This window comes from Mesobacillus jeotgali (assembly GCF_014856545.2).
Classification (GTDB): domain Bacteria; phylum Bacillota; class Bacilli; order Bacillales; family Cytobacillaceae; genus Mesobacillus.
In genome coordinates this window covers 1,929,361-1,954,556 of sequence record NZ_CP109811.1, presented here as the reverse complement: position 1 = coordinate 1,954,556, position 25,196 = coordinate 1,929,361, and the positions used below count along the sequence as shown (strand labels likewise).

At 40.1% G+C, this 25,196-nt stretch carries 33 protein-coding genes and 1 pseudogene; 7 read left to right on the top strand and 27 right to left on the bottom strand.

The genetic code is table 11. The features are described 5' to 3' along the window. Positions 1-24: 24 nt before the first annotated feature. From FOF60_RS09670 to FOF60_RS09625, 10 genes are all read right to left on the bottom strand, one after another. Complete coding sequence (locus FOF60_RS09670; protein ID WP_192471288.1) at positions 25-174, bottom strand: hypothetical protein; 150 nt, start codon at positions 172-174, stop codon at positions 25-27. 145 nt (positions 175-319) lie between these two features. Continuing rightward, entirely contained in the window at positions 320-1,015 is a 696-nt protein-coding gene (locus FOF60_RS09665; RefSeq protein WP_192471287.1) for a lysozyme family protein, read from the bottom strand. Positions 1,016-1,121: 106 nt separating this feature from the next. Next, positions 1,122-1,868, bottom strand: coding sequence for an SDR family NAD(P)-dependent oxidoreductase (locus FOF60_RS09660; protein ID WP_192471286.1), 747 nt, complete (start codon positions 1,866-1,868; stop codon positions 1,122-1,124). Between the two features lie 112 nt (positions 1,869-1,980). After that, on the bottom strand, positions 1,981-2,406 hold the full coding sequence (locus FOF60_RS09655) for a VOC family protein (RefSeq protein ID WP_192471285.1): 426 nt from the start codon (positions 2,404-2,406) through the stop codon (positions 1,981-1,983). 125 nt (positions 2,407-2,531) lie between these two features. Next, on the bottom strand, positions 2,532-3,554 hold the full coding sequence (locus FOF60_RS09650) for a DUF4179 domain-containing protein (protein ID WP_192471284.1): 1,023 nt from the start codon (positions 3,552-3,554) through the stop codon (positions 2,532-2,534). Then, positions 3,554-4,105: an RNA polymerase sigma factor gene (locus tag FOF60_RS09645; RefSeq protein ID WP_192471283.1), complete on the bottom strand. Its 552-nt coding sequence runs from the start codon at positions 4,103-4,105 to the stop codon at positions 3,554-3,556. The genes FOF60_RS09650 and FOF60_RS09645 overlap by 1 nt, the downstream gene beginning before the upstream one ends. Positions 4,106-4,313: 208 nt before the next feature. Beyond that, positions 4,314-6,323: a transketolase gene (tkt, locus tag FOF60_RS09640; RefSeq protein ID WP_192471282.1), complete on the bottom strand. Its 2,010-nt coding sequence runs from the start codon at positions 6,321-6,323 to the stop codon at positions 4,314-4,316. A 312-nt stretch (positions 6,324-6,635) separates the two neighbouring features. Next, entirely contained in the window at positions 6,636-6,869 is a 234-nt protein-coding gene (locus FOF60_RS09635; protein WP_102262345.1) for a DUF896 domain-containing protein, read from the bottom strand. A gap of 78 nt (positions 6,870-6,947) precedes the next feature. Beyond that, on the bottom strand, positions 6,948-7,592 hold the full coding sequence (locus FOF60_RS09630; RefSeq protein ID WP_192471281.1) for a YneB family resolvase-like protein: 645 nt from the start codon (positions 7,590-7,592) through the stop codon (positions 6,948-6,950). A gap of 19 nt (positions 7,593-7,611) precedes the next feature. Beyond that, positions 7,612-7,926: a cell division suppressor protein YneA gene (locus FOF60_RS09625; RefSeq protein ID WP_192471280.1), complete on the bottom strand. Its 315-nt coding sequence runs from the start codon at positions 7,924-7,926 to the stop codon at positions 7,612-7,614. A gap of 154 nt (positions 7,927-8,080) precedes the next feature. Between FOF60_RS09625 and lexA the strand changes: the two genes are divergently transcribed. Together lexA and FOF60_RS09615 are read left to right on the top strand one after the other, a co-directional pair. Beyond that, positions 8,081-8,704, top strand: coding sequence for a transcriptional repressor LexA (gene lexA / locus FOF60_RS09620; protein ID WP_023614724.1), 624 nt, complete (start codon positions 8,081-8,083; stop codon positions 8,702-8,704). A gap of 171 nt (positions 8,705-8,875) precedes the next feature. After that, the gene (locus FOF60_RS09615; RefSeq protein WP_192471279.1) at positions 8,876-9,079 is read left to right on the top strand and encodes a hypothetical protein; all 204 of its coding nucleotides are present in this window, start codon (positions 8,876-8,878) and stop codon (positions 9,077-9,079) included. Between the two features lie 45 nt (positions 9,080-9,124). On the opposite strand, the gene FOF60_RS09610 is transcribed toward FOF60_RS09615, so the two are convergent. Beyond that, positions 9,125-11,053: an ATP-dependent DNA helicase gene (locus tag FOF60_RS09610; protein WP_192471278.1), complete on the bottom strand. Its 1,929-nt coding sequence runs from the start codon at positions 11,051-11,053 to the stop codon at positions 9,125-9,127. A 181-nt stretch (positions 11,054-11,234) separates the two neighbouring features. On the opposite strand from FOF60_RS09610, the gene FOF60_RS09605 reads away from it, so the two are divergent. Next, a complete protein-coding gene (locus FOF60_RS09605; RefSeq protein ID WP_192471277.1) occupies positions 11,235-11,783 on the top strand; it encodes a GNAT family N-acetyltransferase in 549 nt (182 codons plus the stop codon). Between the two features lie 57 nt (positions 11,784-11,840). Here FOF60_RS09605 and FOF60_RS09600 read toward each other — a convergent pair whose 3' ends face one another. From FOF60_RS09600 to FOF60_RS09545, 12 genes are all read right to left on the bottom strand, one after another. After that, a complete protein-coding gene (locus FOF60_RS09600; RefSeq protein WP_192471276.1) occupies positions 11,841-12,170 on the bottom strand; it encodes a hypothetical protein in 330 nt (109 codons plus the stop codon). After that, complete coding sequence (locus FOF60_RS09595) at positions 12,151-13,032, bottom strand: DUF2268 domain-containing putative Zn-dependent protease (protein ID WP_192471275.1); 882 nt, start codon at positions 13,030-13,032, stop codon at positions 12,151-12,153. Before FOF60_RS09595 ends, FOF60_RS09600 begins: the two co-directional genes overlap by 20 nt. A gap of 24 nt (positions 13,033-13,056) precedes the next feature. Next, positions 13,057-13,614 carry a ribonuclease FAU-1 family protein gene (locus FOF60_RS09590; protein WP_192471274.1) on the bottom strand — a complete coding sequence of 186 codons (558 nt, stop codon included), beginning with the start codon at positions 13,612-13,614 and terminating at the stop codon, positions 13,057-13,059. Continuing rightward, positions 13,607-14,206, bottom strand: a complete 600-nt coding sequence (locus FOF60_RS09585; protein ID WP_192471273.1) for a hypothetical protein — start codon at positions 14,204-14,206, stop codon at positions 13,607-13,609. The genes FOF60_RS09590 and FOF60_RS09585 overlap by 8 nt, the downstream gene beginning before the upstream one ends. A gap of 110 nt (positions 14,207-14,316) precedes the next feature. Then, a complete protein-coding gene (locus FOF60_RS09580; protein WP_192471272.1) occupies positions 14,317-14,778 on the bottom strand; it encodes a GNAT family N-acetyltransferase in 462 nt (153 codons plus the stop codon). Positions 14,779-14,829: 51 nt separating this feature from the next. After that, positions 14,830-15,057, bottom strand: a complete 228-nt coding sequence (locus FOF60_RS09575) for a hypothetical protein (RefSeq protein ID WP_192471271.1) — start codon at positions 15,055-15,057, stop codon at positions 14,830-14,832. A 3-nt stretch (positions 15,058-15,060) separates the two neighbouring features. Continuing rightward, positions 15,061-15,495, bottom strand: coding sequence for an ester cyclase (locus FOF60_RS09570; RefSeq protein ID WP_192471270.1), 435 nt, complete (start codon positions 15,493-15,495; stop codon positions 15,061-15,063). A gap of 23 nt (positions 15,496-15,518) precedes the next feature. Beyond that, entirely contained in the window at positions 15,519-16,112 is a 594-nt protein-coding gene (locus FOF60_RS09565; protein ID WP_192471269.1) for a hypothetical protein, read from the bottom strand. A gap of 32 nt (positions 16,113-16,144) precedes the next feature. Continuing rightward, positions 16,145-17,164, bottom strand: coding sequence for a DUF2332 domain-containing protein (locus FOF60_RS09560; protein ID WP_192471268.1), 1,020 nt, complete (start codon positions 17,162-17,164; stop codon positions 16,145-16,147). Positions 17,165-17,170: 6 nt separating this feature from the next. Further along, positions 17,171-17,506, bottom strand: a complete 336-nt coding sequence (locus tag FOF60_RS09555; protein WP_192471267.1) for a hypothetical protein — start codon at positions 17,504-17,506, stop codon at positions 17,171-17,173. Between the two features lie 90 nt (positions 17,507-17,596). Next, a complete protein-coding gene (locus FOF60_RS09550; RefSeq protein WP_192471266.1) occupies positions 17,597-18,208 on the bottom strand; it encodes a kinase in 612 nt (203 codons plus the stop codon). Positions 18,209-18,315: 107 nt separating this feature from the next. Beyond that, positions 18,316-18,753, bottom strand: coding sequence for an NUDIX hydrolase (locus FOF60_RS09545; protein ID WP_192471265.1), 438 nt, complete (start codon positions 18,751-18,753; stop codon positions 18,316-18,318). A 267-nt stretch (positions 18,754-19,020) separates the two neighbouring features. Between FOF60_RS09545 and FOF60_RS09540 the strand changes: the two genes are divergently transcribed. Continuing rightward, positions 19,021-19,329 (top strand): DUF4257 domain-containing protein, encoded by a 309-nt coding sequence (locus FOF60_RS09540; protein WP_192471264.1) that lies wholly within the window; start codon positions 19,021-19,023, stop codon positions 19,327-19,329. A 143-nt stretch (positions 19,330-19,472) separates the two neighbouring features. On the opposite strand, the gene FOF60_RS09535 is transcribed toward FOF60_RS09540, so the two are convergent. Further along, positions 19,473-19,937: a GyrI-like domain-containing protein gene (locus FOF60_RS09535; RefSeq protein WP_192471263.1), complete on the bottom strand. Its 465-nt coding sequence runs from the start codon at positions 19,935-19,937 to the stop codon at positions 19,473-19,475. Between the two features lie 79 nt (positions 19,938-20,016). Here FOF60_RS09535 and FOF60_RS09530 point away from each other — a divergent pair, with 79 nt between their 5' ends. Next, a complete protein-coding gene (locus FOF60_RS09530; protein ID WP_192471262.1) occupies positions 20,017-20,538 on the top strand; it encodes an undecaprenyl-diphosphatase in 522 nt (173 codons plus the stop codon). Between the two features lie 332 nt (positions 20,539-20,870). On the opposite strand, the pseudogene FOF60_RS09525 reads toward FOF60_RS09530, so the two are convergent. Both FOF60_RS09525 and FOF60_RS09520 read right to left on the bottom strand, forming a co-directional pair. Then, positions 20,871-21,392, bottom strand: a pseudogene (locus FOF60_RS09525) (GNAT family N-acetyltransferase); the annotation flags it as partial. A gap of 47 nt (positions 21,393-21,439) precedes the next feature. Next, positions 21,440-21,919: a GNAT family N-acetyltransferase gene (locus tag FOF60_RS09520; RefSeq protein WP_192471260.1), complete on the bottom strand. Its 480-nt coding sequence runs from the start codon at positions 21,917-21,919 to the stop codon at positions 21,440-21,442. A gap of 179 nt (positions 21,920-22,098) precedes the next feature. On the opposite strand from FOF60_RS09520, the gene FOF60_RS09515 reads away from it, so the two are divergent. Both FOF60_RS09515 and FOF60_RS09510 read left to right on the top strand, forming a co-directional pair. After that, entirely contained in the window at positions 22,099-22,596 is a 498-nt protein-coding gene (locus FOF60_RS09515) for an RNA polymerase sigma factor (RefSeq protein WP_192471259.1), read from the top strand. Next, complete coding sequence (locus FOF60_RS09510; protein ID WP_192471258.1) at positions 22,593-24,038, top strand: zf-HC2 domain-containing protein; 1,446 nt, start codon at positions 22,593-22,595, stop codon at positions 24,036-24,038. The genes FOF60_RS09515 and FOF60_RS09510 overlap by 4 nt, the downstream gene beginning before the upstream one ends. 44 nt (positions 24,039-24,082) lie before the next feature. On the opposite strand, the gene FOF60_RS09505 is transcribed toward FOF60_RS09510, so the two are convergent. Beyond that, positions 24,083-24,955 (bottom strand): aminoglycoside 6-adenylyltransferase, encoded by an 873-nt coding sequence (locus tag FOF60_RS09505; protein WP_192471257.1) that lies wholly within the window; start codon positions 24,953-24,955, stop codon positions 24,083-24,085. Between the last annotated feature and the right edge of the window lie 241 nt (positions 24,956-25,196).

Sequence of the window (25,196 nt, the reverse complement as noted above, 5' to 3'; positions counted from 1 at the left end):
TTTCTTTCAGGCTTTTTTTTCTGCTTATTTTACTCCGTCCAATGGAATGTCTTTGCGATGGTCGAAGCTGAAAACAGCTCCCTCTGTGACTCCCTGTTCCTCGCCAGCTCCTTGTTGTTCTGCTTGATTCACAACCGCACCGTCCAACGGAATGTCCTTGCCATATTCGAACATTTGTACACACCTCCTGATAATTAGTATGGGTATTTATTACTAATATATTTACCGTGTTCATTCTTTTTTCCTGCTGCCTCAAAAAATATTTTTCACAATAAAAACACCCGGAACCCCGGATGTTTGGTTTATCATATCATGCAACCTAAAAAGAACTTTTTGTATTTTCTTCTGTAAAATTATCTGGATTGCTAACTGTAATGGACTCCATATGTTTGGCCACCTTCGTACTATAAGTGAAATCGCCGTAGCAATAAGGATAGCGGAAATTGTCTTTGTCCCCGCCGCAATCATAGGTTTGCGGATTTTTTTCTACCTGGATCATGGAAAACTTTTTTGCCAGCTCCTCGCTATGCTTCCCGCCGTTTCTAGCTATAAAATCAATATAACCAATTCCCATATTGTATGATTGGATGATAGTCGGGAAATCCACCTGCATTTTGTTACCATGATTCACGACACGTTGATAGTACTTTACACCTTGCTGAATGCTCTGTTGCGGATCCTGTATGGTATTAGGAGCCAATCCCAATGATTCAGAAGCTTGCATTGGGTCGCCGCCTTCCCCTCTGCTCTCCTGCATCATTAAAGCTGCGACTGTGACGGTGTGATCGTCCATTCCCACTTTTTTCAATTCTTCCTCAATCATCGGAGTATATTTGGCTACTTCACCGATTGAACTATTAACGCCAACATTCATTTTTTTGAAATTATCATTATATAACTCTAGGAATCTATCAAGCAGGAAAAAACCAACAAAGCTCACAAACAATAAAATAGCCAGATTGAAGTTTCTCTGCACTTGCTTTTTCTTTTTGGGTTTCTTTTTACTGTATTTCATTCATGATTTCTCTCCCAAATACTTTACTTCTTCCTCTTATTTTATAAAAAATCATTCAAAGTTGAAAGGGAGCCGCTATTATTTTCGCAGCCCCCTCTCATTTATTTTACTCTTCATAGATCATTTTCCGCGTCATACCGCCATCAATAACAAGGTCCTGGCCATTAATAAAATCGTTCCCCGGGTCAGCTAAATAGAGACATGCTTTAGCTATATCCTCCGGCCTCCCGACACGGTTGGACCAATGCTGAAGATGGTCTTTTTCACGTAAGCCATCATAATCTTCTGTCTGGATCCAGCCTGGACTTATCGAGTTGACTGTGATCCCTTTCTCTTGAAGCGAAGCGGCAAGGGCATGTGTCAATGCAACAATTCCTCCTTTAGAGGAAGCATAAGCTTCGGAATTCGGTTCAGACATAGTCGCCCTTGTTGATGCTATATTAATGATCCGTCCACCTTCGTTCATCCTTTTGGCAGCTTCACGGGATCCAATGAATACACTTCTGAGATTGGTAAAAACAACATCTTCCCATTCCTCAGTAGTAAGCTCAAATAAAGGCTTGAACCTTGACACCCCGGCATTATTGATCAATACATCAATCTGACCGAAATCATTGATAACACGATCTACCAGGCTGACAAGATCCTCTTCTTTCCTGACATCTGTTTTGTAAAAGGCAGCTTGTCCACCCAACTCTTTTAGGCTGGAAACCAACTCTTTCCCCTTCGTTTCATCTATATCTGCAATACATACATTCGCGTTCTCTTTTGCATATGCTTCGGCAAGCCCTTTACCAATACCATTAGATCCGCCGGTTATGACGACTGTCTTCCCTTCAAACTTTTCTGTCATTTCTTTACCTCCTGTTAAGCGAAGTTAATATTATCATTGATTCCACATCGTTCATCTTTTCAATCTCTATATCAAAAATAAGCCAGACTGCCTTAACAGTCCAGCTCAGGATTTATTTCTTCATTTCTGTTGATACTTGCCACTCGACACCAAATTGATCTGTCACCTGGCCGTAAGCGGGACTCCAGAAGGTCTCCTGAAGTGGCATTGTAACCTTTCCGCCTGCTTGAAGCTTCTCAAAAATTGTCTGAGCTTCAGAGGGATTATCCACCATTAATGCGATTGTGACTTGAGATCCAAGCTGAAATGGGTATCCAGGAAATGTATCAGATAGCATCAATTTCGCATTTCCAATGTTCATCTGGGCGTTCAATACTCGATTTTTTGCTTCTTCAGGAAGCGGGTATTCAGGATTCGCAGGCATATCACCAAATGTTTGCAGACTAACCACTTCGGCTCCAAGTGCCTCCTGGTAAAACTTCACTGCTTTCTGGCCATTTCCATTTGTCACTAAATAAGGAACAATTCCTGTAATCATTTCAGCACCTCTTTCTAATAATTAGGAACATCAGTTCGTTTTTTATTTTACCATTATTTGTTTCCTCATTCAATTTTATACTTGAACAAAAAAAAAGCGGAGGTTGCCGCTTTTTTGACATTCTCTTAATATGGCAAGTCATTTCCACTTTTATCGCGGATTATTATCTCGTATTCATCTTCCTTTACATTTGAATTCTGTTTTTCACTTTCAACAAACTTAACGATTTCCTCACGAATGTTGTTTACCGTTTCTTCTGCTTCCTTATCAGATGGCTTCAAATTAGTTTTTATGATCATTTTCATTTTATTATTTTTGTATGAATACCCATAACCGGTTACGTGATACTCTTTTTTCAGAGCCATTCCTTCATATATGCTTCTCATATAACCCAGCCATATATCTTCGCGGTTATTTTTTTCTATATCGACAATTTCTATGGTAACCTCTCTTTCGTAACCATTATTATTGGCTGCTTGAATTGTTGCCTTTTTAATTTCTTCTGCACTTGTTTCTGTTTTTGGTATAGCAACTTCAATCTGGCTATTGAACGGATTTACATATAGAATGTCAAACCCTGCTTGCTTTAGGGCAGCTTCTAGGTTTTCACCAAGCTTGGTTAATTCCTCTTCCTCCTTCGTCAGTGGTGTAACTTGAGGAAGGTAGGAGCTGACTTTGATTTTATAAGCATCATATCCTTTACTTTTGAGGACTTTATCTGTTATTGCGGTTATTTTCTCCCGCTCACGGTCAGCATCCTTTTCAGAACCTTTAATCCTGATTTCAAAACTGGTCACTTCACCCGGTGTCATCCCTAGGGAGAAGTTATCATACCCTTCTTTTTCCAGTGCATCCCGAAGCATGGTATTAACAGGTTTCGTCTGGAAAACCTGTCCCAGGTAAGGGATTTTAGAAGCCATTTCTGCTACAGAAGGATTATAGAATGCCGAACCAGCCGTTACCCCAAGAGCAATCACAGCTGCTGCGGCGACCTGTAAAGTTCTCTTTCTGCTAATTCTTCCAGTTGATTTCCTTTGTCTTTCTTCCTTCTTAATATTTTTGGCAAAATCATAAAGAGAAGATGGCACCTCAATCTTATCCATGTCTTCCTCTATCTCTCTTTTGATCATCTTATCTTCCTTATTCATTATGTGCTCACCCCTATCATTTGATTTTCCATTAGCCTAGTCTTTAGAGCTTTTCTGGCCCTGTGAAGATGTGATTTGACTGTTGAGGTTTTTATGCCAAGCATTTCTGAAACCTCCTGGATAGAAAAATCTTGATAATAGTATAAGAGCAGCACATTCCGATAATCTCCGTTTTTGAGAGACTGAATTCCTTGATTGATTTCAAGATGCATTTCTTCCTGAATCACCGCGTCTACTACTCCCCAATGATCTTGTAACGTTTCAATTTCAATTACCGTTTCCTTCTTTCTTGCACTCTTTCTTACGCTATCAATGGACCGGTGTGAAACCAACTTGTAAAACCAGGTATTAAAATAGACAATTTCCTTACCGGCCATGATATTCCGATATGCTTCAAGCATAGCGTTTTGGACGACTTCTTCTGCCTCTTCCTTTGACCGGACAATACTATAGCTCGTTTTATATGCCTTTTCAATCAATGGATTCAATAATTCAGCGAATGCTGACTCATCTCCATTCTGGATTCGCAGCATCAATTCTTTCTGTTCCAAAAGCAGCACCTCCTTGTTTGCTTCTATTCTTTAGGCGAAGTCAACCACTTTCTGGTTGCAAGGTGATGAAAAAAATATATTAATGAAATTACTTGTATTCTACTTTTAGTCATAACCCAAATTGATTTTAACATGAATTCCCATTATTTATTCCAAACAAAAAGAGTACGAAACCATATTGATTCCGTACTCTTTTACATTCAATTATTTAGTTTTGCTCAAGTAATGCTTTTACGCGTGCGACTACATTGTTTACAGAGAAGCCGTACTCTTCCAAGATCTTCTCGCCAGGAGCAGACGCTCCAAATGTATCGATTGCAAGAACTTCCCCTTCGTCACCCACGTAACGGTGCCAGCCAAGTGAAGATCCCATTTCAATTCCAAGACGCTTCTTGACAGACTTAGGAATTACGCTTTCTTTGTATTCCTTGGACTGTTGTTCGAAACGGTCCCATGAAGGCATGCTGACAACCGCAACGTCAATGCCTTCTGAAGCCAGAGCTTGTTGGGCTTCCACTGCAAGTCCAACTTCTGATCCTGCTGCCAGAAGCAGTGCGTCAGCAGTGTCTTTTCCAGCCGGAGAAATGACATAGGCACCTTTAGATACGCCTTCATAAGCGTTCTTGTCAGTATCTTTGATTGTCGGCAGGTTTTGGCGAGTCAACACAAGAGCTGTTGGCGTCTTGGTTGATTCAACTGAAAGCTTCCATGCAGCCGCTGTTTCGTTCCCATCTGCAGGACGTATCACTGACAGATTCGGCATTGCGCGAAGTCCTGCCAGCTGCTCAACTGGTTCGTGCGTAGGACCGTCTTCCCCTACTGCGATACTGTCATGAGTGAATACGTAAGTTACAGGCAAGCCCATTAGTGCAGCAAGTCTGATTGCCGGCTTTAGGTAGTCAGAGAACACAAAGAATGTTCCGCCAAATATCTTTAGTCCGCCGTGAAGCGCCATACCGTTCATCGCAGCACCCATAGCGAATTCACGGACACCAAACCAGATGTTGCGGCCTTCGAATGAATTCGGGAAAAAGTCGCCTGATCCCTTGATCATTGTTTTATTTGATCCAGCAAGGTCAGCAGATCCACCGACCAAGTATGGAAGGTTCTTCGCGATTCCGTTAAGTGCTTCTCCAGAGGAAGCACGGCTCGCAAGACTCTTTCCTTCCTCGTATACAGGAATGTCTTTATCCCATCCTTCGACTAACTCACCCTTCATGGCTTTTTCAAGCTGGGCTCCTAGTTCAGGATATTCACTCTTATATTTTGCAAAAAGTTCGTTCCAAGCCTGTTCTGTTTGTTCACCTTTTTCAGCGATTTGCTGTTTGAAGTGATCGTACACTTCACTTGGCACATGGAAGTCTTCTTCGAAAGTCCACTTATAAGCTTCCTTCGTAAGCTTCAATTCATCAGCCCCAAGCGGAGCGCCGTGAACATCTGATTTACCTGATAGGTTAGGTGAACCATAGCCGATAATCGTTTTTACTTCAATCATTGTCGGACGGTCTTCATCCGTCTTTGCTTCTTCAATTGCTTTTGCGATCTCTTCAAGGTTATTGCCATCTTCCACGCGAATATATTGCCAGCCATACGCCTTGAAACGTCCTTCAACACTTTCTGAGAATGACTTATCCAGATCGCCATCCAAAGAAATATCATTCGAATCATAAAGAACGATCATTCTGCCTAGCTTCAGGTGAGCTGCAAGTGATGCTGCTTCAGCAGATACACCCTCCATTAGATCGCCGTCACCGCAAATACTATATGTATAGTGATCAACGATATTAAAGTTATCTTTATTGTAGACTGCAGCAAGATGACGTTCAGCCATTGCCATACCGACTGCCATAGCAATCCCCTGGCCAAGCGGTCCAGTTGTTGCGTCTACACCGGCAGTATGGCCGAACTCAGGGTGTCCTGGAGTCTTGCTGCCCCACTGGCGGAATTGTTTAATATCATCCATGGTTAAATCATAACCTGCAAGATGGAGCAAGCTGTATAACAACATTGAACCATGTCCTGCAGACAATACAAAACGGTCGCGGTTAAACCATTCTGGATTCTTTGGGTTGATGTTCATATAACGAGTCCACAATGTGTAAGCCATCGGAGCTGCCCCCATCGGCATGCCAGGGTGGCCGGAATTTGCCTTTTCAATTGCATCAATTGATAAAGTACGGATGGAATCAATTGAAAGCATATCAATTTCTTTAAACATTAAATACATCCTTTCTATAGGTACTAGCTACATCCTTAATATTATAGCGAGAGAAATTATTATACAACAAATTATGCCTGAAGGAGACAGAAATGGCCGTATTGTTATCTATTTTGACACAAACTAGCTATTGTTATGTAAATGCACTGCTTATGCAGATGCAAAAGATATTGCAGCAGAGTGCATTATTTAGGAATTCTGAATAGCCCGAACAGCCGGAAGTAATCGTAATACTGCTTTTGTCGGTGTCAAAGAATTTACAACAAAATAAAAATGGAATACATGCTGTATGTATTCCATTTTTTCATATATTTAATGAAGCTTGTTCTTCGTTTTTTCTTCTTTGAGCTTATCAGGGGTAACATCATTGCCTTCAGGATCCACAATGGTAACACCTTTAAGTGTATTAAGCATAGAAGATCGGAAAGATTGTAGATATTCCGCACGAAGCTTTGTTTGTTCCTTTGCTTCTTCTTCTGTCAACTTTGATGATTTTGCTTTCCTTGCCAGTTCATTGATTCTAGCAATTTTATCACTTGATAGCATTGTAAAGCTCCTTTGTAAAAAATTACGTCAAATGTCATCTTACTAAAATTTTTTGGATTTTACAAGAATAGAGCTTTCTTATTCCTCTGTCTCTGTATACTCAAGATATCTTCGGTTTACCGTTGCTTTGGATACGTCATATCCAAAACCCCTTAGTGTTGCTGCGATTTCAGCAAAGGTAAGCCCGTTATTACGCAGTCTGACAATTTCCTCGACCGGCATCTCTTTTCGTTCCCGGCCGGAGTTTTCACCTTGATTTTTCAAGTTGCGCTGCGGTTTATATCCATGCTCAACTGCTCGTTTCATCCCACGCTTGATTTTAATATTGTGGATCTTCCTCTGATACTCTTCCACCATACTGACAATTTGGAGCACCATCGAATCTGATTCGGATAACTGGAGCTCCCCACTGTGGGAGACACTATATAACTTTACATTTTCTTTCAAGATGCAATGAAGAATCGCGACTTTGGCATTTCCTCTTCCAAGTCTCGTCTCATCCTGAATCAACAGGGCACCAATCTTCTTATCCTTGATCAGTTCCAGCAGTTCAAGAATCCCTTCTCTCTCAAGATCATAACCACTAGCTTGTTCCTTAATAATACTAGCTACTTCAAAACCATAATTGCCTGCCAGCCGCAGCAGCTCTTCCTCCTGTCTGGCCAGGGAAGTTTCCTGTGTTTCCTTTGTTGTACTTACGCGGCAATAGATAATTGCTTTCATGTTGTCACCTTATTTCATCCTATCTTTCCGCATCCGCAATCTGTGTTGGTTCAATATGCTCAGCCTCCACAGGGATTACCAGCTCATCGCCTGGAACGATTGTTTCACCTATAATTCCGTTTTCTTTTTCTACCCAGCTTATAAATTCATTTTCAGAAAGATTATGTTCACTGGCAAATGATTCAGCAATCTCCCATAATGATTGCCCTTCTTCTATAGTAACAGTTATGTATGCATCCTCGTTATTTAACTGTGCTTTTGCGACGATTGAAAAAATTAAGCTGACAGCAAGCAGGATCATTGCATATGAATAGTTTTCCCAAAGCTTTTTCATTTACGGCACCCCTTGACGAATGTATGTTCGGTTTATTGATTTTATTATAAATCGAACATTTGTTTTGTGTCAACCTAAAAATTCGAACTTATGTTTGTATCTGTGGAAAAGACATGGTATAATTAGGACAAGAAAATATACGAGGTGCGTGAATATGACAAAGTTATCGAAGCGTCAACAAGATATATTTGAATTCATAAAAGGTGAAGTCAAGAAAAAAGGGTATCCGCCATCCGTACGCGAAATCGGTGAAGCTGTGGGGCTTGCTTCCAGCTCCACTGTCCATGGACACCTTGCAAGACTTGAAAGCAAAGGCTTGATCCGACGCGATCCTACTAAGCCGCGTGCAATAGAAATTCTCGAAATAGAAGAAGATAGCCGCATCCCTAAATATAAAGTGGTCAATGTACCTGTTGTCGGTAAAGTAACTGCTGGTATGCCAATTACCGCAATCGAAAATGTAGAAGAGTACTTTCCTCTTCCTGACCGCCTTGTTCCACATGATGAGCAGGTTTTCATGCTCGAAATCATGGGGGACAGTATGATTGAAGCAGGCATTCTTGATGGCGACTACGTTATTGTCAAGCAGCAGAAAACAGCTAATAACGGAGACATTGTTGTTGCGATGACAGAGGATGATGAAGCAACAGTAAAGCGCTTCTTCAAGGAAAAGGATTATTTCAGGCTGCAGCCGGAAAACCCTACGATGGATCCAATTATCCTTCGAAATGTATCCATTCTTGGTAAAGTCATTGGTGTATACCGCCATATGCATTAAAAAAAGCAAGCGGCCTTCGCTTGCTTTTTTCTATCTGCTAAACTTTTTAACTACTTCTATATGAGACTAGCACATTTATGAAAAAAATAGGTAGAGACCCTGACAACTTGTCCCTCTCCACATAAGATATTGTGTAAGTATCTTTCATGATGGAAAGGAGTTGAGTTTCTAATGGGATACAATCGAAATGATAATGATGTAGCTGGCGTGTTTTTCCCTAACCGGGACAGAGACAAAGTCAGGGCAACTGTTGATTTTGATGACCTCTGCCGTGCTGTGCGCCGTTGTATACTTGAGGATTTAGTAGCAGGCGCTCGGGATGATCGGGATGACGATCGTGACCGCCGCCATAGAAAATGTGGCTGCAGAGGCTAACATCTAACTGAAAAATCCCGAAAGGATTGTCCTTTCGGGATTTTTCTATTTCCATTGAATATTTTGAACAGGCAGCACACCTTTTATTTCTTCAAAGTACGCTGCTTTTTGATTTGCAGTCAGCCATACATGCACTGTTCCGCTATCCTGGCTGCTTCTGATCAAGCGGCCCATTCCCTGTCTTAGGCGGAGCAGCATATAAGGTATATCAACCTCTGCAGCTGGATTATCCGCATGCTTTCTTTTCGCCTGGAAGACTGGGTCATGAGGCGGGAATGGCAAGGACGAGATGATGACTTGGATTAATGACTCTCCCGGGACATCCAATCCTTCCCATAGACTGTATGAACATAGAACGGTTGCAATGCCATTCTGGAATCCCTTAACGGTTTCACTAATTTCACGGTCTCCCTCAAACAAGATAGGGAAACTCCATTCTTGATTTTCAGTCCATGCCCGGAATCGTTCCATCTCTTGTTCGGACGAGAACAGAACAAGAGAGCTGCCATTGCTGGACCTAAGGTCTTCTCCTATTTTGTCCCATTTCTTTATTTCATCATCCTCACTGTGTGCAACCAGTTCCATTTGCTCTTCATACTCAAATGGAGATGCAACAGTAAAGGAGGAGTATTTTTCAATCCCCAGGCTTTTCGCTATATAGCTGAAGTCTCCCCCCTGGGACAATGTAGCTGATGAAAATACAAATGGGATGTTTTGTGAAAATACTTCTTTTTTCAATATATCCTCAACGAGTCGAGGCATGATAACCAGCGATGTTTGTACTTCATTCTCTTCTAGCCAGAAAATCCCTTCGTCGTTCTTTAGGAAAATCGATAGACCATAAGCGAAAAACTCGAGATATTCTTCCATGATCTTTAAATGGTACTCGTCGATCAGGAACATTTCGGCATCAAAAACCAGCTGGTCCATTAAATCGGTAACCTTTTTCTCAAGAGTTTCCGCAGTCTGCCTGATATTTGATAGCATCGGTACTTCTTTTCGATTAGACCCTTCTACTGCCGAGGAATTTTTAACCAAAAGGTCAAACCATGCATCATGGAGCTCCAGAATATCTTCGATTAAATAAAGAGATTCTTCCCGGACGTCCTGGTGCATATATCCTGTAAGGACAGTGGTCAAAGTTTGAGAGTTGAACCGATATGTTAATCCCTTTTGCGCCGCGAATTCAAGCAAATGGCCTTCGTCAAAAATCACCGTACTTGCGTCTGGAAGCAATGGCATCTGCCCTTCCCGCTTACGAGATTCTTTTGTCCACACATGCTCCATATAAAAATCATGAGAACAAATGATCAAATCGCCCGCATGACGATAATAATCACGGTTCAAGGTTTGGCCGCAGCGATGGCGCCAGCTGCATGTTGAGCATTGCTGAAGTGGATCCCAGGCCATAGAAGCCCATTTTTCATTCGTGACCCATGGATATTCCTTTCGGTCGCCATAGCGAGTGAATGAATTCATTGAGATTCCTTCATCAAAGATGAAATCTGGCAGCTGGTCGTGGACATCCAGAATTTCTTTTTCATTCGACGTGTTTGAAAGGTCGTCAAGCTTCTTCACGCACACATACTGTTCCCTTGCTTTTGCGAGACGGACATCAACCTTCAATCCTAGCGCCTTTTCTAGCTTTTCGATATCGCCGCCCTCTTTCACGAGCTGCTCGATCAACGTCTCATCCGAGCAAGAAACAATCGCCGGCTTTCCCATATATCTTGCGTATAGAATGGCATAAATAAGATAGACGAATGTCTTGCCGGTACCGACGCCCGCTTCTGCAAAAACAATTCCTTTATTCTTAAAGGCCTGCTCCACCTGGAAGGCCATATAAATCTGTTCATCACGCAGTTCATAGCCCTTTTCAGGCAATATATCATAAAAGACATCACCAATATAATCTCCTAATAAATCAAAGAACGTATCATTCTTGGTAATGGTAAATGGAAGGTTATTTTTCATTCAGGTTCTCCTCAAAAATATTGATTCCGGCAAAAAGCCAGCTTTTATCATAACAGATAAGAGTACGATAAGTGAAAGGATTTCTTCTGTTAAAATCTCGATTACTTTTTTGGGATTTTCTGCTAATATGAAATCAGATACAATCACACACCCAACCTTGTCTGGAAGGAGTACAAGAAATATGAACAACGCTGATTATATCATTCGCCCAGAAAACCCCAATGATTATACATACATTAGGGAATTAATTGTTTTGGCTTTTGAAAATGGAGAAAATGAAGCTTCTTTAGTCGAACTTATAAGGGAATCGGAGCATTTTGTCTCTGGTTTGAGCCTCGTTGCCGCCAAGAATGAAGGTGAAATAATAGGACATATACTTTTCAGTGTCATTCACCTTGTTACTGACCAGGGAATTGTCCCTACTTTAGGTCTTGCTCCAATGTCCGTGAAACCAGATTATCAAAATAGCGGAATCGGTTCTGACTTGGTCAATGAAGGAATTAAAGCTTGCAGGGATTTAGGATGTGATCATATTTTTGTTCTTGGGCACCCGAATTTTTACCCTCGTTTTGGCTTTTCGCCGACAAGCCAATTTGGAATAGTTCCCCCTTTTCCTGTTCCTGAAGAGGTATTTATGGCTCTTGAACTAAAGAAAGGTTCATTAACTGGATTACAGGGGAAAATTGAGTATCCGCCTGCCTTTAATTCTGTTAGTAAGTTGATAGCATAAAAAAGTGAGGGGAAATACAAATTGTTCCCTCACTTTTTTAACCTAAATCTTTTAACTCTATTCTGAAAATTCGCGTAGAAAATCTATATCAATCAATTGATAGTCTTCTTCAGACATCTCATTAATTGAATTGATCACCTCAAGGAACCGGTTGTACAAAACCTGGATTTCAGGCTGTTGGTCTACTAAAGAGACAGTTTCAGTATAGCTCTTCTTATCTTGATAGATATGTATTTCCTGCCAAATTTCCCTATCTTCGCTGCTTTGCAAAAACAAAGTTTGTTTCTGTATAAAATGCGAATAAATCCGCTCTGCTTCGCTTTGTATTTCGAGGTATTCTTGCTCCCTCATCGGCTTTAAGCGATATCTATATATCTTTACATACATAATCCGACCATTTGCTTTCTATATATAGATTCAGGTGAGTTGCAACAAATCTTGGTAAATCTGGCTCGTGTAAGCCTGCTAAATCACTCAATGACATTCCTTTTTCCAATAGATGCTCTACCAGCTTCCAGCCTATATAATAGGCCTCGTTTTGGAATCCGCATGTCCCCTCGCCTAATGTAAATCGAAAGACTGATTCGGAATCGCTCTTCTCCAGAAAAGGAATGGCACCGGAAAGAATCCCTAATTCTTTCTCATTGCATAATGTCACCCATTGATCATCATTTCCAATATACTCAACAAGCTTCCTTCCCGGTACAAGCACCTTGCTTGTGTGCATCGCGATCCCTTCCTGGATGATCGTTGAAGCAATTGACCGTTCCCAATTAGTACTGATGTCAGCTTTATGAAAGTGTACGACATGAGCTAATTCGTGGTAAATAAGAATCTCGGAATCTCTTTTTGACTGAATCTCAATTGGGAAGCATAAAGCCATGTTCCCGTCCTCAGTAGGAGCAATGAAGGCATTCCCTTCAAAATTGCCAACAAAGAATAACAGCAATAAGGTAATATCACCTTTAAATCCTAAAACTTGTTTTACTTCCCCTAACTTATCCGTTATTGCAGCCTGATCCGGATTCCATGAAATGATGTCTTCAATATGCTGTTCATACTGTTCCCACGAATTATCTAGGAGCTGTCTTGCTAACTTTTCTCCTTCTGAACCAGGTGGAACAGCCGCAAAGCCATAATGCTCCTCCCATAGCTTCCATCTTTCTTCTGTATCCACTTCCGTTTCTATTGCTTTTCTATAAAAGCTTAAAAACCTTTCTTTAAAATCCCGAACTTCAATATGGTCCAACACAAATCGCTCCTCACCATTTCATTAACTGCCCATCTTCCGTTCCAAAAATTCTTTATGCACCTTAGATAAATGAAGCAATTCAAATTTATTTGCTTCGATTTGTTTTTTTATTGAGACAGCCTCAGAGGTTGCAATTTTATATAGTTCGTCATCTATAGCACCGGAGGATAAGGCCCATTCTAATTCATCAGCATCTTTGTGAAACACTTCTCCGGAGGGAAGGATAATGATATCCAAAAAAAGATCATCCATCCATGGACGGCTATTTTCAATGCCAATGCGATAACATATATCGATATACCATTGGACAATCTCTCCTGCAGCATTATACATGGTTGTCACGGAATGGCGTGAACCCTCTGGGAAATGCTGCAGCCAGGTATAACCTTCATCTACAATGCAAATCTTTTGATCCCCATATTCCAGCTCTAATGGATCGGTCACTTTGATGACCTTTAATAAGGTAACGTAGCCCTTAAAGCGTTCTTCATTAAAATACTGCTGAATGAATTCTCTCTGAACCACACGAAGCCAGTCTGCTCGGTCACCGTATTTTCTTTTTAAGTTGAAATCATTCATATAAATCTCCCATATTATTGGTTAGGGTGATATTGTTTTCTTGCAGTTTCTCCATGATTTTGTATCTGTTGTTCTGAACCTTGCTGTTATAAGGCAGTTCAATCACTTCTCCAGATTTTGTAATCAAATTTAAATGGTCTACTACTGTTACTCCATTGTTCTTCACGAAGATCTCTTTCGCTTCCTTCATATCCTCCCAATAATAAGAATTGATTGTATTGAACGTTGTATGTTCATTAAAGTGCATTCCCTTGTCATCAAGGTAATAATAGTTCGACACGCCGAACATAAAAAATGGAATGCAGCCTAACATGAGGAGAAGTGAAATCCACTTTACGCCTTTCCAATCAAACTTCCAATCAAGAAATAAATACAGGAATAAGGTTACCGAGATCCATAGCATACCAATCATGAAAAGTATATAAGCCGATGGCGGAGTATCATAAAACCATTTATCGGCTGACAGGTAAAGATAATCCTGTATAAAATAAACAAAAACGAGTGGCATGAACAAACTGCTGATGAGTAAAATAATTGCTGTAACGAGGATTATATTCGTTGTATTCTCTGTATTAAAACTTAAGCGAGGCATAATCATTTCCTCCATTTCCCAATATATACGGTAATACGTTTATCAGGATAGAAGGTTTCAAATTATCTGAATATTATTGTAAATAAATGTTATTCTTAAGAACAATCGTTTTAAAAATGCCGTTCCATTGGTTCTGCACAATGTGTGTAGCCGTTTCTGCCATAAAACTCGTTGCTAGTTTCGCTGGGCCAAACAATGATGAATTCAAGCTTCTTTTCCTCGGCCCATTCATTAACACGTGATAGCAGCTTGCTGCCAGTTCCTTTTCCCCTATATTCAGGAACAGTATATACATTTGTCATATAGGCAAACGGATGTGTGACCCTGCCTGGGCGCGGAACCTTTTGGATCAACTCAACATAAATATGGGAAATGATTTGCCCATTTTTCTCAGCTACCCAAACAAACCACTTGCTGCTGTCTATCGCGGTTCCAAGAAACCTTCTGCATTCATTTTCAAACGAGCTAAACTTCACACCTTCCCCCATTTCTGGGTAGTCTTCGAGCGTAAAGTCCCATCTCATCTTTATTAACTGCTCAATGTCCCTTTTATTGGCTAATCGAATTTTCATATTTTCCTCCGCACAGTAAATGTTTTCTGCAGGTGAAATTCTGCTCTCCATCTATCTGCTGTTCTTCTTTTGTTTTGCAAAAAAACAACTAAATCCGAAGGGAAGCAACGGAACTAGTGCTAACAGCCTGAATCCATTCTCCGCGCCCAGAAAATATAGGGATGGCAGGGTAATTGCCAATCCACTTATAATAAGAAGCTTTCTAGATTTACTCATCAAGCCCCAAATAAACAGAACGACAAATCCTGCAACCAGAAACCAAAATACTGTTCCAGCCATTCCTCACCCTCCTAAAATACTTCGTGAGTTTTTTTCCAATGCCCCTAAATCATATAAAATACCCGCATCGCTATTCTCACACCACATTTCTTTTACCTTGCTGCCATTAAATATGAAGATCATGATACCAGTCTCTTTTACCCGTTGGTTTTCTGACGGAATATCAAACCAGCCACCTTTATAGGTCATCCAGCCGGTGTAACGCACTACCAGCTTATTGCCCTGTTCAATCAAATCCTCCAGCACCCATTCATCATCATGAAAAACGGATTGATACCATTTCATGAAATCAACCATTGATTCCCGTGAGTTTTCACCGTTTCGCGAATAGTAAACAAAATCCTCAGTGGTCAGTTCCTCAATCACACCAAGATTCCCCTGTGTAAAATATTCTCCGAACCATCTTTCAGCTAGCAATCTCTTATCATCGCTAATCATATCCCCACTCCTGATCATAGTTATTAGTTCAGCAGCCATAGGCCACCGATGTTGATTCCGCTGAATTCATTTACATTGCCGTCTTCATCTTTCAAAATCAGTTCTCCTCTGGCAAATAACATATACCAATCAAATGAATAACCCTGAATTGATAAAACTTTTACCTCAGTCTTCAGTTCATCATCCACAACGACATCAGAAACTTTCACACACTCAATTCTTAAACATTCGTACTCAGTACTATCAGTGATATGGTTTATAAACGATTGTTGATGGGTCGGTACACCAGCTCCTAAAAAAATCAAAAGAATCATAATGATACTGATTAGGTATGAAAAGTTAAACTGATGCTCAATCAGCAAAATCCATAAAGCAAATGCCGAAAAAAAACTAATCCATAACAGCCAGCCTATGTCAAAAAACATATTTGCAAGGAAAGAGTTTACAGCAATGAAGATCAAATAACGTATAACATTGGCGACTGGGCGGGCTTTCATCTTCTCTTCTACTTCTTTCTCCAATCCGCCTGATGTTTTACTAATAAAAAGTTGATAAATTGAGTATAAAATGGATATAGCCATACCTATGCTAGCAATAATTAAAGATCCTTTATCCATATAATTCACCCTAACAGAAAAATTCCAACATTCTAGTAACTCAATTTAAACCAACGGCCATGGCCATCGGTTTCCCCGATTGTGTTCAAGCTTTCTTCTCCATCGAGATAAAAATCCAGGTGGAGCTTTTCATCGTAAATATTATTGTATATATGAAAAATTGCCCTTCGTTGTCCAATTTCTTTTATTTGCTCCAGAAGCTTCACCTTTGTCTCGATGGGCATTTGATTGGCAACATGAGTATGAAATATACACATCACTTGTTCTTCCGGAATTTCGGTTGATAGGGATCTGATTATTTCGACACCATCCCCCTCTATTAACCTTAAAGTTTGATTGCTTACAAAGCTTGCCGCCTTTTCAAATAACTCCCGTCTTTCACCGTGTTCAGGCCAAATCAATGCCTTTAGCCATAAATAATCCTCTATTTTTCCAACATCATTTATATGCAGGTCGATTCCGGTCCTTGTTGCCACTTCGGGCTTATTCATTTGTTGCAGCAGCGGGTTTCTCCCTTTGATTACAGAGGACAGATGAACTTCAGAATTCGGATTCCCATATAACTCTCCAGTTCCATAAGAATAACTGTATTGATCCACGCATAGTTGCAAACCTGCACTGGTTCCGATTTCAATTAATGCCAATGGTTTTTTAGTCATTTGATATATATGACTGAATACTGGGTAAAGATACGAACATCGTCTGACTTCGTTGGTCTGGACGATTTTATTTTTTAACAAACCAATAATCTCATTAGAATATTTTTGGCAAAAGTCCACGAAAGCAGGGTATGCATCTTCTGCCTTTCCTGGATGATTTATTATACTGTGATAAAAATCCGAGAGCCTATGATTATATCCTTTCAATATTAAATAGTGGACCGCTCCAAAGAACAAATTGGGCACAGGCTGCCCCTTCTTTGCCGAAGATGAAAGTTCAAGCATCTCACCGTCTTCAGCAATCTTTAAAGAAAGAAACTCATATAACGGACTTGATTCCCTGCATTCATAGATCGCAAATCTTCTGAATTTATTAGAGAGATCATTTGTCATTAAACATCACCGAGCCCTTCTATATAAAGACACAATACTTAAAAGAATCACATAAACAGCACACGCAGCTGCCACTACAAGGAATAAATAATTCCCTATTAAGATCTGCGTAGGATTCTCCAGTGGACTCACTAATCCCAATTCAAATGGAAACGCATCCTCCAATGGTGTCAACCAGGTGTTCTGTTCAATAATCGGCAGAGGCAGCCCAAGTCTATGCTTTGTCAAATCATAATCAGGGGTTACAGTGACTGAATCAAAGAAAGGAGTAATTGTCACCTCTATCCAGCCAATAAGAATAGATACCAATAACAATCTGTGCCGCAGCACTTTTTCTAGCATATCAGTCCCACCATAAGTACATTTTTTCCGTACTTTTCCCAAAGCTTAATAGCTTTTTCCAATTCAATCCCCTTCACCTGCAGTTCTTAGTTAATCGTTCATTAATTGAGTATAAGGGACAACTAGGTCAGCTTTTTCTACGGGACGAAGTTTTTCCATGTAGTAGTCCTCTGCTTTCCAGTATCTGTTTCTGAATTTTTCAATGTTCAATTGAGTTTGACTGTTTTCCCTAGCAAACCTTACATCTCTTGGACAGTCTATAAAAACGGTATAGTCAATATATGGTCTCCATTCCTCTCTCTGGAGGAAAATCCCTTCAACAATTATCACTTTTTTAAAAGCCAGATTCAGTGTTCTATTAACATGTTGGTCCGTCTCATTATCATAATATGAGAGTTCAATTTCATCTGAGTGTATCAAGTTGTCAAATAAGGATTTCACTAGCGAATCTACATCCCACTGTAAGCTATAATACTCCTGCCACTCCTCCTGGCCGGTATTGTACCTCTTCGACCGCTCTACAATATGGTCGTCCAAGTGAATGACGGTAGTTTCGATTTCTTTTTCCGTAAGCATTGAAGCGATTCTCTTCACTAAAGTGGTTTTTCCTGCCCTGCTAAGACCATCTATACCTAAAATACATCGTTTATTTGTGTGTAGTACCGAATTAACCTGTCTCAATAACTCTTCTTCAGCGTTCATCTTGCAACCCCACTTTTCAAAGTTAAAAAATACATTTACTTATTCGCTAAACTTACACATATCCCTTTTTCAGGCAAAAATAAAACCACCTGGAAAAGGCGGCATCATCATTTGATTTCAATTTTACTATTTTGAACTTCTCCCTCTTCAATGCTTTCCTTTAGCCAGATAGGAGCCTTGGGGTGAGCAAAAATTTCTGCTGCTGTCATCCAATAAACTGCTTCCACTTCATCCTTGCTTTTTGGGTATGGTTCACCAGCGGCAATTTCACAATAGAATACAAGATCGAGTACTTCCCGTCCATCCGGGAGAATAAAAGATGTATTGCGTACATATTTAACATCGTCCTTTATTGTGATCCCAACTTCCTCAAAGAGCTCCCGTTTCAAAGTTCGCTCAAGCAAATCTACTGAGAATCCTTCGTTTTCAACCGTTCCCCCAACAAGTGAAAGCAGTCCTCCTGCATGTTCCTCTTTGGTACTCCGTTCAATGACTAGCCACTTTCCTTCTCTGTACACGGCGCCTTCAACATTTAGAACAAACATTAATGAACTCCCTCCAATTACTCTTCTCCATTACCAATACACCCATTTAAAAACAATCTTTATGACTAAAGGCCTGTAACTTTTTTTAAAGGTCCCAATTATTAAATTTTACCAAAAAGTTACACATAGTTTTTACTATTTAAATTTACTGAAAATTCGATAAATTTACACATGCTTTTCCACTATTACTACTTGTATAATAGTATTACACCTAGAGTTACCTAGGGTCGACCCAACAAAAATCTGGACTTTAGGAGAGTGATGAACATGTTAGAAAACATTATTTTCGCAATGGTCATCGGTGGATTTGTTGGACTGACAGCTCATGTTAGAAAACGAGGCAAGATCATCATGCCAAGAAGGACAAAAAAGTTCATTTACCTGGGGTTCCTGGAAGAGATCCTCACAGGATCCCTAGCCGCCGCACTTCTAGTGGTCTCATCCGAAGCTGATTCACTGCTAAGAGTCTTTTTGATGTCCATCATGGCTGGTTTCGGGGGTGATGCCTTACTAAGAGGACTTGAATTATTTCGAATAGGAAGCAGTAACCAGGGTGGGGAGGATATTGGCAAATGAAAAAACCAACACCTCAGCCTGATAGAAAGAAGTTTGCTAACGCCATTGGTCAAGCAGCTTCCAAAGTGCTTGTTTTTTTTTGATATAAATGAACTTGGGAAAGTTTTAATAGGATCCTCTTCATCCCCTAATATAACCTTCGTTTAAATCCCCTTAATCGGAATATTAATTTTTAGCTCAGGTACATCAATTACAGGATCAAAACTCCCTGGATACTCTTCCAGATGCTCTAAATCACTCTGGCTTAAATTATATCCATTCTGTTTAATCCATGTATACAAGGCTGTATAAGCTTCATGCACAGTTGCCCCCTTATACTCAGTTGTGGCAAATGTACAGGCCGGAACCGAGATGAACTCCATTCCTTCAGGGGTAGTTGTCCCCTCTTCAACTTCTAGGGCCAGATAATAGGTAAAGCCATTATCTGTGATGTGATAAGACAGACCAAGAATATTTTCTGGATTAACAGCATTATTTATCTGTTTCTTGCTATTTAGAAAATTTTTGTGAAAAACTTTAATTTCTCCTTTGGCGGCCTGTTCAAAAGTGCCGACCCATTTGACTCCTATCGCTTTGAATGCTTCTTTATTTACCACCTTTGCTTCCATTTTTTATCCTCTCCTTTTTTCAATACATTTTTAGAACCAGCCAGGGAAAAGTAAGATTAAAAATATGAGGAGAAACTTTATGGATCTTAATCTTTTCCAGTTAATCAACAGATTATCTGGCCGTTTGAGGCCAGTGGATTTGTTAATGATATTCGTGTCTAATCGTATCCGTTATGTCTACATTCTAATAACAGCCTTACTCCTTTTTAAGAACCGACGCAACAAACGGATTGCCCTTGAAACCGGGAGTTCTATTTTTATCAGTTTTGTGATTCAATTTTTCATTAAAATCTTTTATTATAAGCCTCGTCCATTCAAGAAGAGACGAGTTGGTATTCTGATTCCTTCAAAAATGAATTCGTCCTTCCCGAGCAAGCACACTGTTCTTGCCTTTGCCGCTTCCACTTCACTGTTGATGTTCCATCGCAGGTTAGGGATAATGATGACCTGGTTGTCTGCTCTAACCGGTTTTTCCCGGATTTGGGTCGGTCACCATTACCCTTCTGATATTGTTGGCAGTGCATTAATCGGTTCGTTGGCAAGTGTTGTGACAAGACTCATTTCATACCGTAAATTTGGAAACAAACCGGAAATCAGTTAATTGGTTGGTCCTGCATAAAGTCGCAATAATATGCGGCCAGTAGGGTCATAAAATAAAAAGCTTCTATTGGCTGGTTGCATGGCAACAATTAGGCTGCTTATGACAGCTTTTCTCTGTTTGGGATCAAACCTGTCTGAAGTTACCCTTTCTTTTGACAGCTTTTCTCTGTTTGGGATCAAACCTGTCTGAAGTTACCCTTTCTTTTGACAGCTTTTCCCCGTTTAACACCAAACCTGTCTGAAGTTTGGCTTTCTTTTGACAGCTTTTCTGCTTTTAAAGCCAAACCTGTCTGAAGTTACTAGAGAATATTCTTGTTCGGCTCCATCCTTTTCTAAATCAATCCAGAACCGTTTCACTACATTCCCATTTTCCTCTGTATAGCTGACGTCCTCTTTGCCGCCATTTTTTAAAATAGCACGCTCTGATCCGACATTGTCTTCATTGCATGTAACAAGAACCTTAGAAATTCCTAACTCGTGCATTTTCTCCAGGGACAATGACAAAATCTTCGTCGCGAAGCCCTTTCGCCGCTCGCTTGGACGGATACCACAGCCAATATGGCCTTCAGAATTATATAGCCTTTCTGTTAACTCATGTCTGATATTTGCTGCACCCAACACCCGATTATTCTCATTAACAAGCCAGTATGTTGAGTTGTGCACCCAGCCTTCAGGAAGATTAATCCCCTTTTCGTTATTGAGGAAAAAATCGACCATGCCTGCAAAATCAGATGGAGCCTTTCTAATGATAGATGGAGCCAATTTCTCCCCGCTTGCTTTCCACTCTTCGTAAAATTCTAAATATTCCTTTTCTAACTTTATATTTGGCTTTACTAAGTATACTTGATCCGTCACCTGGTATTCGCCCCTTCAATACACCCAACAAACACCCAGCATTTACTTCAGGAAAATATGAATCTCTTTTTCATTGGGTATCTTTTTAAGCTATAAGCTGCCAACTGCTCTCCCCAGGGCGCTATCTCTGTCTCAACAAATCCGGCCTTGGTGTATGTCGCTCTGGCACCATCATTTTCCTGGTTGTATCCAATCATGATAACTGGGATACCTGTTGTGTTTTCACTCTTAATCTCGTTAACTATCAATGTTACTGCTTCCGTTCCGAATCCTTTTCCCTGGTGGGCTTCATCGATCATTAGACGATAAATCCAATAATTTTGATCATCCGGGTCAATTCCATACATCGAAAAACCCACCATCTGATCGCCATCATAAATCGCGGAAACTTTGAACTGATCAAGAAATTGGACTTCTGCGATGGAGTACAGATTGGAGGCTATAAAATTCCTTTGCTCTTCCTTAACCTTTAACTGTATTGCCTCCTCCCAATTATCCTTAACTATAGGCCTTAAGGTCAATTCCATAAAAGATCCCCCTGTCGTTCTATAAAACATTCATTATGTACCGATGATATTATTAAGTGTACAGATACGTTTTTAGCTAATTTTACCATTCTCAACTCACTTTTAGATATAAAAAATAAAATAATATGTAACTTTTGGCAATGCTAACTGTCTATGTTTTCTAGAGAGAGGGGGATGGAATGTCAGACCCGAGGATTGAATTATACGAAAATTACAAGAAAGCGATTTTCTTGTACCTATACCGTGCGACGTTAAATCAACATATTGCTGAAGATCTTACCCAGGATACCTTTCTGAAGGCATTTCAGTCGCTTTCCAGCTTCCGTGGAGAGTCCTCATTAAAAACCTGGCTTTTTAAAATTGCAAGAAACACATATATCAATTTCAGCAAGAAGAAACAAACCAGCATGGAGCTTCAATCAGATAGAATTGACCAGCACTTAAATCATCAGCACGATCAATTCAAACGTTTAGATGACCAAAATGCAATCGAACTGACATTACTGAAGCTGCAGGAAAATTACAGAACGTATATCATCTTGCGGGATGTGAACGATCTTACTTATGAAGAAGTTGCGGCGATCACAAACGAAACAATCGGCCAGGTCAAGGTTGGCTTGTACCGGGCCAGAAAAAAATTCAAAGAACTCTACAAGCAAATGGAGGATGGAGAATGAAATTGGAACATGAAGTGGTCCAGGATCTATATCCGTTATATATAGAAAATGACTTAACCCCTTCTGTTAAAACAGCAGTTGATGGACACCTGAAGGAATGTGAGGCGTGCAAGAAGTTTTACGAAACTGGTGAAAAGACAATCCAATTAAATGACATGGAAGAGCCGGCTGTATCAAAAGCCCTTGATGATAAAATCATCTTAAAAATGAAACTGATCCGTCTAAGGGTGGTTTCAGTCGTTCTTGCCGGCATCCTATTTTCCATGGTATTCACCGATTACATCAATGAGCGAGAACAATTATTCATGGCTACCGATGGTTATTACGATGTTCTCGGGCAAATGGACAGAATAATTGAAGTTGTGAAAAACAAAGATCAAATCAACTTTGACTCATATGAAATGAATCGTTTCCATGAATATAATAATGAACTTACAGATCATATGAATTTTATCGAGAAGTACAAATTAAAATCAACAGAATTTCATCTCATCCTGAATACTCAAAGACTGAATGCGATGCTTGAAGTGATGAAAATCCGTTTTAACCAGGGCAGGTGGTCTGACACGGATGAATCAGCATACCAGTCGTTAAAAGAATATATTCAAATCCACAGGCAAGATTTTAGGGAAGAGTATGAAAAAACCCACCATGGCTATAGCTCCTTTCTTCATATTATAGATGTTAAGGAGATCGATAAGTTTTATGAAAACGTAAACTTATTAACCTACAGTTATACTCGTTTTCATAAAATGCCTGATCAGATCGAGCCCCTGAAGGAATCGGAATTAAAAAGCCGTATCGCCGACTCTCTAAAAATTGAGCAAGATGAATTTGAATTGGAAAAAGTAAGTCCGGTAAACGATATATATGTCTATCGCTTTGAGAATAAAAATGGCTATGGCGGAGAGATCGATGCAGTCACCGGCCAAATCACAGAATATTTTGGAGTCACTGGCCCGCTAACCGACGGACCGATCCTGGATCAGGTAAAAGCCGAAAAAAAAGCCAGATTATATTTAGAAAATATATACGGAAAAGATATTAATTTTGATCTCGTTTCTTTAGGCTTTAATTTTAACTCCTCAGCTAATGATTCCAGATACAAGGTTTATAGCTTCAGAGCTGTGCCAAGAGTTCAAGGTTATACTTTGTATACACCTTTTGAGACGGAAACTTTTCTTAACCTTAATGCCAGGAACGGCGAACTCGAGAACTTTCACCACAATCCCGATGTTCCTTCATTCGAACAACTGGATGCAGTCACCCTGCCAGCCTCCTCTGAAAAAAATGGTGACAAAAAAGCTGTTGTCATTTACTCAGCTTTAACCGGAAATTTTGAATTGGTTTACATGGAACCGGATTTGCAGCACTTTGAAGAGGGAAAATTTATATCAGCAAAAACAGGTCTCGAAGAGAAAATCTATTTAGATCATTTTTAGAATGTAAAAGACTGCCTTGTGATTATGCACAGGCAGTCTTTCTACTATGTAAAACTTTTAGCATCCTGCGGCAACTTCTTCACCTTTAACAAATACGTCCACATTTTTCGCTCATATTCCATTGGATACTCATAACCCAAACTCTTCCCGACTTCCTGTGACAGACGGCTGAAAAGGTCTGCTGTCTGGAAAAGAGCCTCCCAGTTCTCCTCAATCCCGGCTCCAGCATAAGTCCCTTCCAGTTCTGCCCATGTTTCTGTATCCAGGTAACGCTTGAACCATCGCCCAAACTTATTGGGATTGACGCTCCACTCATGTTTTACTCCCAAGTGCCATTCAATCACAGGCTGGAGATAATGGAATCGTATGATATTATCAAGCATGTACTTTGCAAAGTACAATTCATCACGCCAAAGGCTGTTCGCTACGTATGCGGAATCTCCCCAAAAACTGTTGACAATATCTTCAAATTGTTCCGCTGACGGCTTCTTTGTTATATATGCCTTGTAAGAAGGAGCCTGGATTCCATTTGTGATTCCATCCTTATCTAACAAGACTTTATAGCCATTGTCATACCCTTCCGGCAGTTCTGACAGGGAAGCCAGGTGTTTAACAAAATCATTAGCCGTAATCTGAAAATCTATCTTTGTTCCATCTTCGTATAGGACTAGTCTCGTTCGCCAATTGCCATCCTCTAAAACCACTTTTTTTATGAGCTGACCGAATTGCTCGAGCCATCCATCGTCCTCGGTAAAAGCATTTAAATCATTCACGAAAATCTCGAAATCATAATCAGTGAACAGATCAGTGAATGCATGTGGATTTGCTCGTGAACTTGTCATCAGCACAGTCCGGATATTATTGTTTTTCCTGGCCCAATCAAGAAGCTGGCCTATCATCTCTTGTTCTTGTTTCATGTTAGATAACTTCCTTTTCTTTGCTTAACCGCTCAACCTCTTTTTCCAAGAAGTCCAGACGGCGATGAATACGGTAAAATATCGGTAAGTACGCAATAATAACAATGATGAACCAGCCCATTGTTTCCCCCCTAATGATTGTTAAATAATATAACCTTATATCATTATTTCGGTTTTCTGAGCACATATCCTGCAAAAAATTGATTATCAGGCTGTGTGGTATTGGATTATTTGAGTTTAC

Bases quoted from the DNA above. Each gene is read 5' to 3' on its own strand.
- FOF60_RS09670 (WP_192471288.1), bottom strand. From the start codon at position 174: ATGTTCGAATATGGCAAGGACATTCCGTTGGACGGTGCGGTTGTGAAT.
- FOF60_RS09665 (WP_192471287.1), bottom strand. From the start codon at position 1,015: ATGAAATACAGTAAAAAGAAACCCAAAAAGAAAAAGCAAGTGCAGAGA.
- FOF60_RS09660 (WP_192471286.1), bottom strand. From the start codon at position 1,868: ATGACAGAAAAGTTTGAAGGGAAGACAGTCGTCATAACCGGCGGATCT.
- FOF60_RS09655 (WP_192471285.1), bottom strand. From the start codon at position 2,406: ATGATTACAGGAATTGTTCCTTATTTAGTGACAAATGGAAATGGCCAG.
- FOF60_RS09650 (WP_192471284.1), bottom strand. From the start codon at position 3,554: ATGAATAAGGAAGATAAGATGATCAAAAGAGAGATAGAGGAAGACATG.
- tkt (WP_192471282.1), bottom strand. From the start codon at position 6,323: ATGTTTAAAGAAATTGATATGCTTTCAATTGATTCCATCCGTACTTTA.
- FOF60_RS09635 (WP_102262345.1), bottom strand. From the start codon at position 6,869: ATGCTATCAAGTGATAAAATTGCTAGAATCAATGAACTGGCAAGGAAA.
- FOF60_RS09630 (WP_192471281.1), bottom strand. From the start codon at position 7,592: ATGAAAGCAATTATCTATTGCCGCGTAAGTACAACAAAGGAAACACAG.
- FOF60_RS09625 (WP_192471280.1), bottom strand. From the start codon at position 7,926: ATGAAAAAGCTTTGGGAAAACTATTCATATGCAATGATCCTGCTTGCT.
- lexA (WP_023614724.1), top strand. From the start codon at position 8,081: ATGACAAAGTTATCGAAGCGTCAACAAGATATATTTGAATTCATAAAA.
- FOF60_RS09615 (WP_192471279.1), top strand. From the start codon at position 8,876: ATGGGATACAATCGAAATGATAATGATGTAGCTGGCGTGTTTTTCCCT.
- FOF60_RS09610 (WP_192471278.1), bottom strand. From the start codon at position 11,053: ATGAAAAATAACCTTCCATTTACCATTACCAAGAATGATACGTTCTTT.
- FOF60_RS09605 (WP_192471277.1), top strand. From the start codon at position 11,235: ATGAACAACGCTGATTATATCATTCGCCCAGAAAACCCCAATGATTAT.
- FOF60_RS09600 (WP_192471276.1), bottom strand. From the start codon at position 12,170: ATGTATGTAAAGATATATAGATATCGCTTAAAGCCGATGAGGGAGCAA.
- FOF60_RS09590 (WP_192471274.1), bottom strand. From the start codon at position 13,614: ATGAATGATTTCAACTTAAAAAGAAAATACGGTGACCGAGCAGACTGG.
- FOF60_RS09585 (WP_192471273.1), bottom strand. From the start codon at position 14,206: ATGCCTCGCTTAAGTTTTAATACAGAGAATACAACGAATATAATCCTC.
- FOF60_RS09580 (WP_192471272.1), bottom strand. From the start codon at position 14,778: ATGAAAATTCGATTAGCCAATAAAAGGGACATTGAGCAGTTAATAAAG.
- FOF60_RS09575 (WP_192471271.1), bottom strand. From the start codon at position 15,057: ATGGCTGGAACAGTATTTTGGTTTCTGGTTGCAGGATTTGTCGTTCTG.
- FOF60_RS09570 (WP_192471270.1), bottom strand. From the start codon at position 15,495: ATGATTAGCGATGATAAGAGATTGCTAGCTGAAAGATGGTTCGGAGAA.
- FOF60_RS09565 (WP_192471269.1), bottom strand. From the start codon at position 16,112: ATGGATAAAGGATCTTTAATTATTGCTAGCATAGGTATGGCTATATCC.
- FOF60_RS09560 (WP_192471268.1), bottom strand. From the start codon at position 17,164: ATGACAAATGATCTCTCTAATAAATTCAGAAGATTTGCGATCTATGAA.
- FOF60_RS09555 (WP_192471267.1), bottom strand. From the start codon at position 17,506: ATGCTAGAAAAAGTGCTGCGGCACAGATTGTTATTGGTATCTATTCTT.
- FOF60_RS09550 (WP_192471266.1), bottom strand. From the start codon at position 18,208: ATGAACGCTGAAGAAGAGTTATTGAGACAGGTTAATTCGGTACTACAC.
- FOF60_RS09545 (WP_192471265.1), bottom strand. From the start codon at position 18,753: ATGTTTGTTCTAAATGTTGAAGGCGCCGTGTACAGAGAAGGAAAGTGG.
- FOF60_RS09540 (WP_192471264.1), top strand. From the start codon at position 19,021: ATGTTAGAAAACATTATTTTCGCAATGGTCATCGGTGGATTTGTTGGA.
- FOF60_RS09535 (WP_192471263.1), bottom strand. From the start codon at position 19,937: ATGGAAGCAAAGGTGGTAAATAAAGAAGCATTCAAAGCGATAGGAGTC.
- FOF60_RS09530 (WP_192471262.1), top strand. From the start codon at position 20,017: ATGGATCTTAATCTTTTCCAGTTAATCAACAGATTATCTGGCCGTTTG.
- FOF60_RS09520 (WP_192471260.1), bottom strand. From the start codon at position 21,919: ATGGAATTGACCTTAAGGCCTATAGTTAAGGATAATTGGGAGGAGGCA.
- FOF60_RS09515 (WP_192471259.1), top strand. From the start codon at position 22,099: ATGTCAGACCCGAGGATTGAATTATACGAAAATTACAAGAAAGCGATT.
- FOF60_RS09510 (WP_192471258.1), top strand. From the start codon at position 22,593: ATGAAATTGGAACATGAAGTGGTCCAGGATCTATATCCGTTATATATA.
- FOF60_RS09505 (WP_192471257.1), bottom strand. From the start codon at position 24,955: ATGAAACAAGAACAAGAGATGATAGGCCAGCTTCTTGATTGGGCCAGG.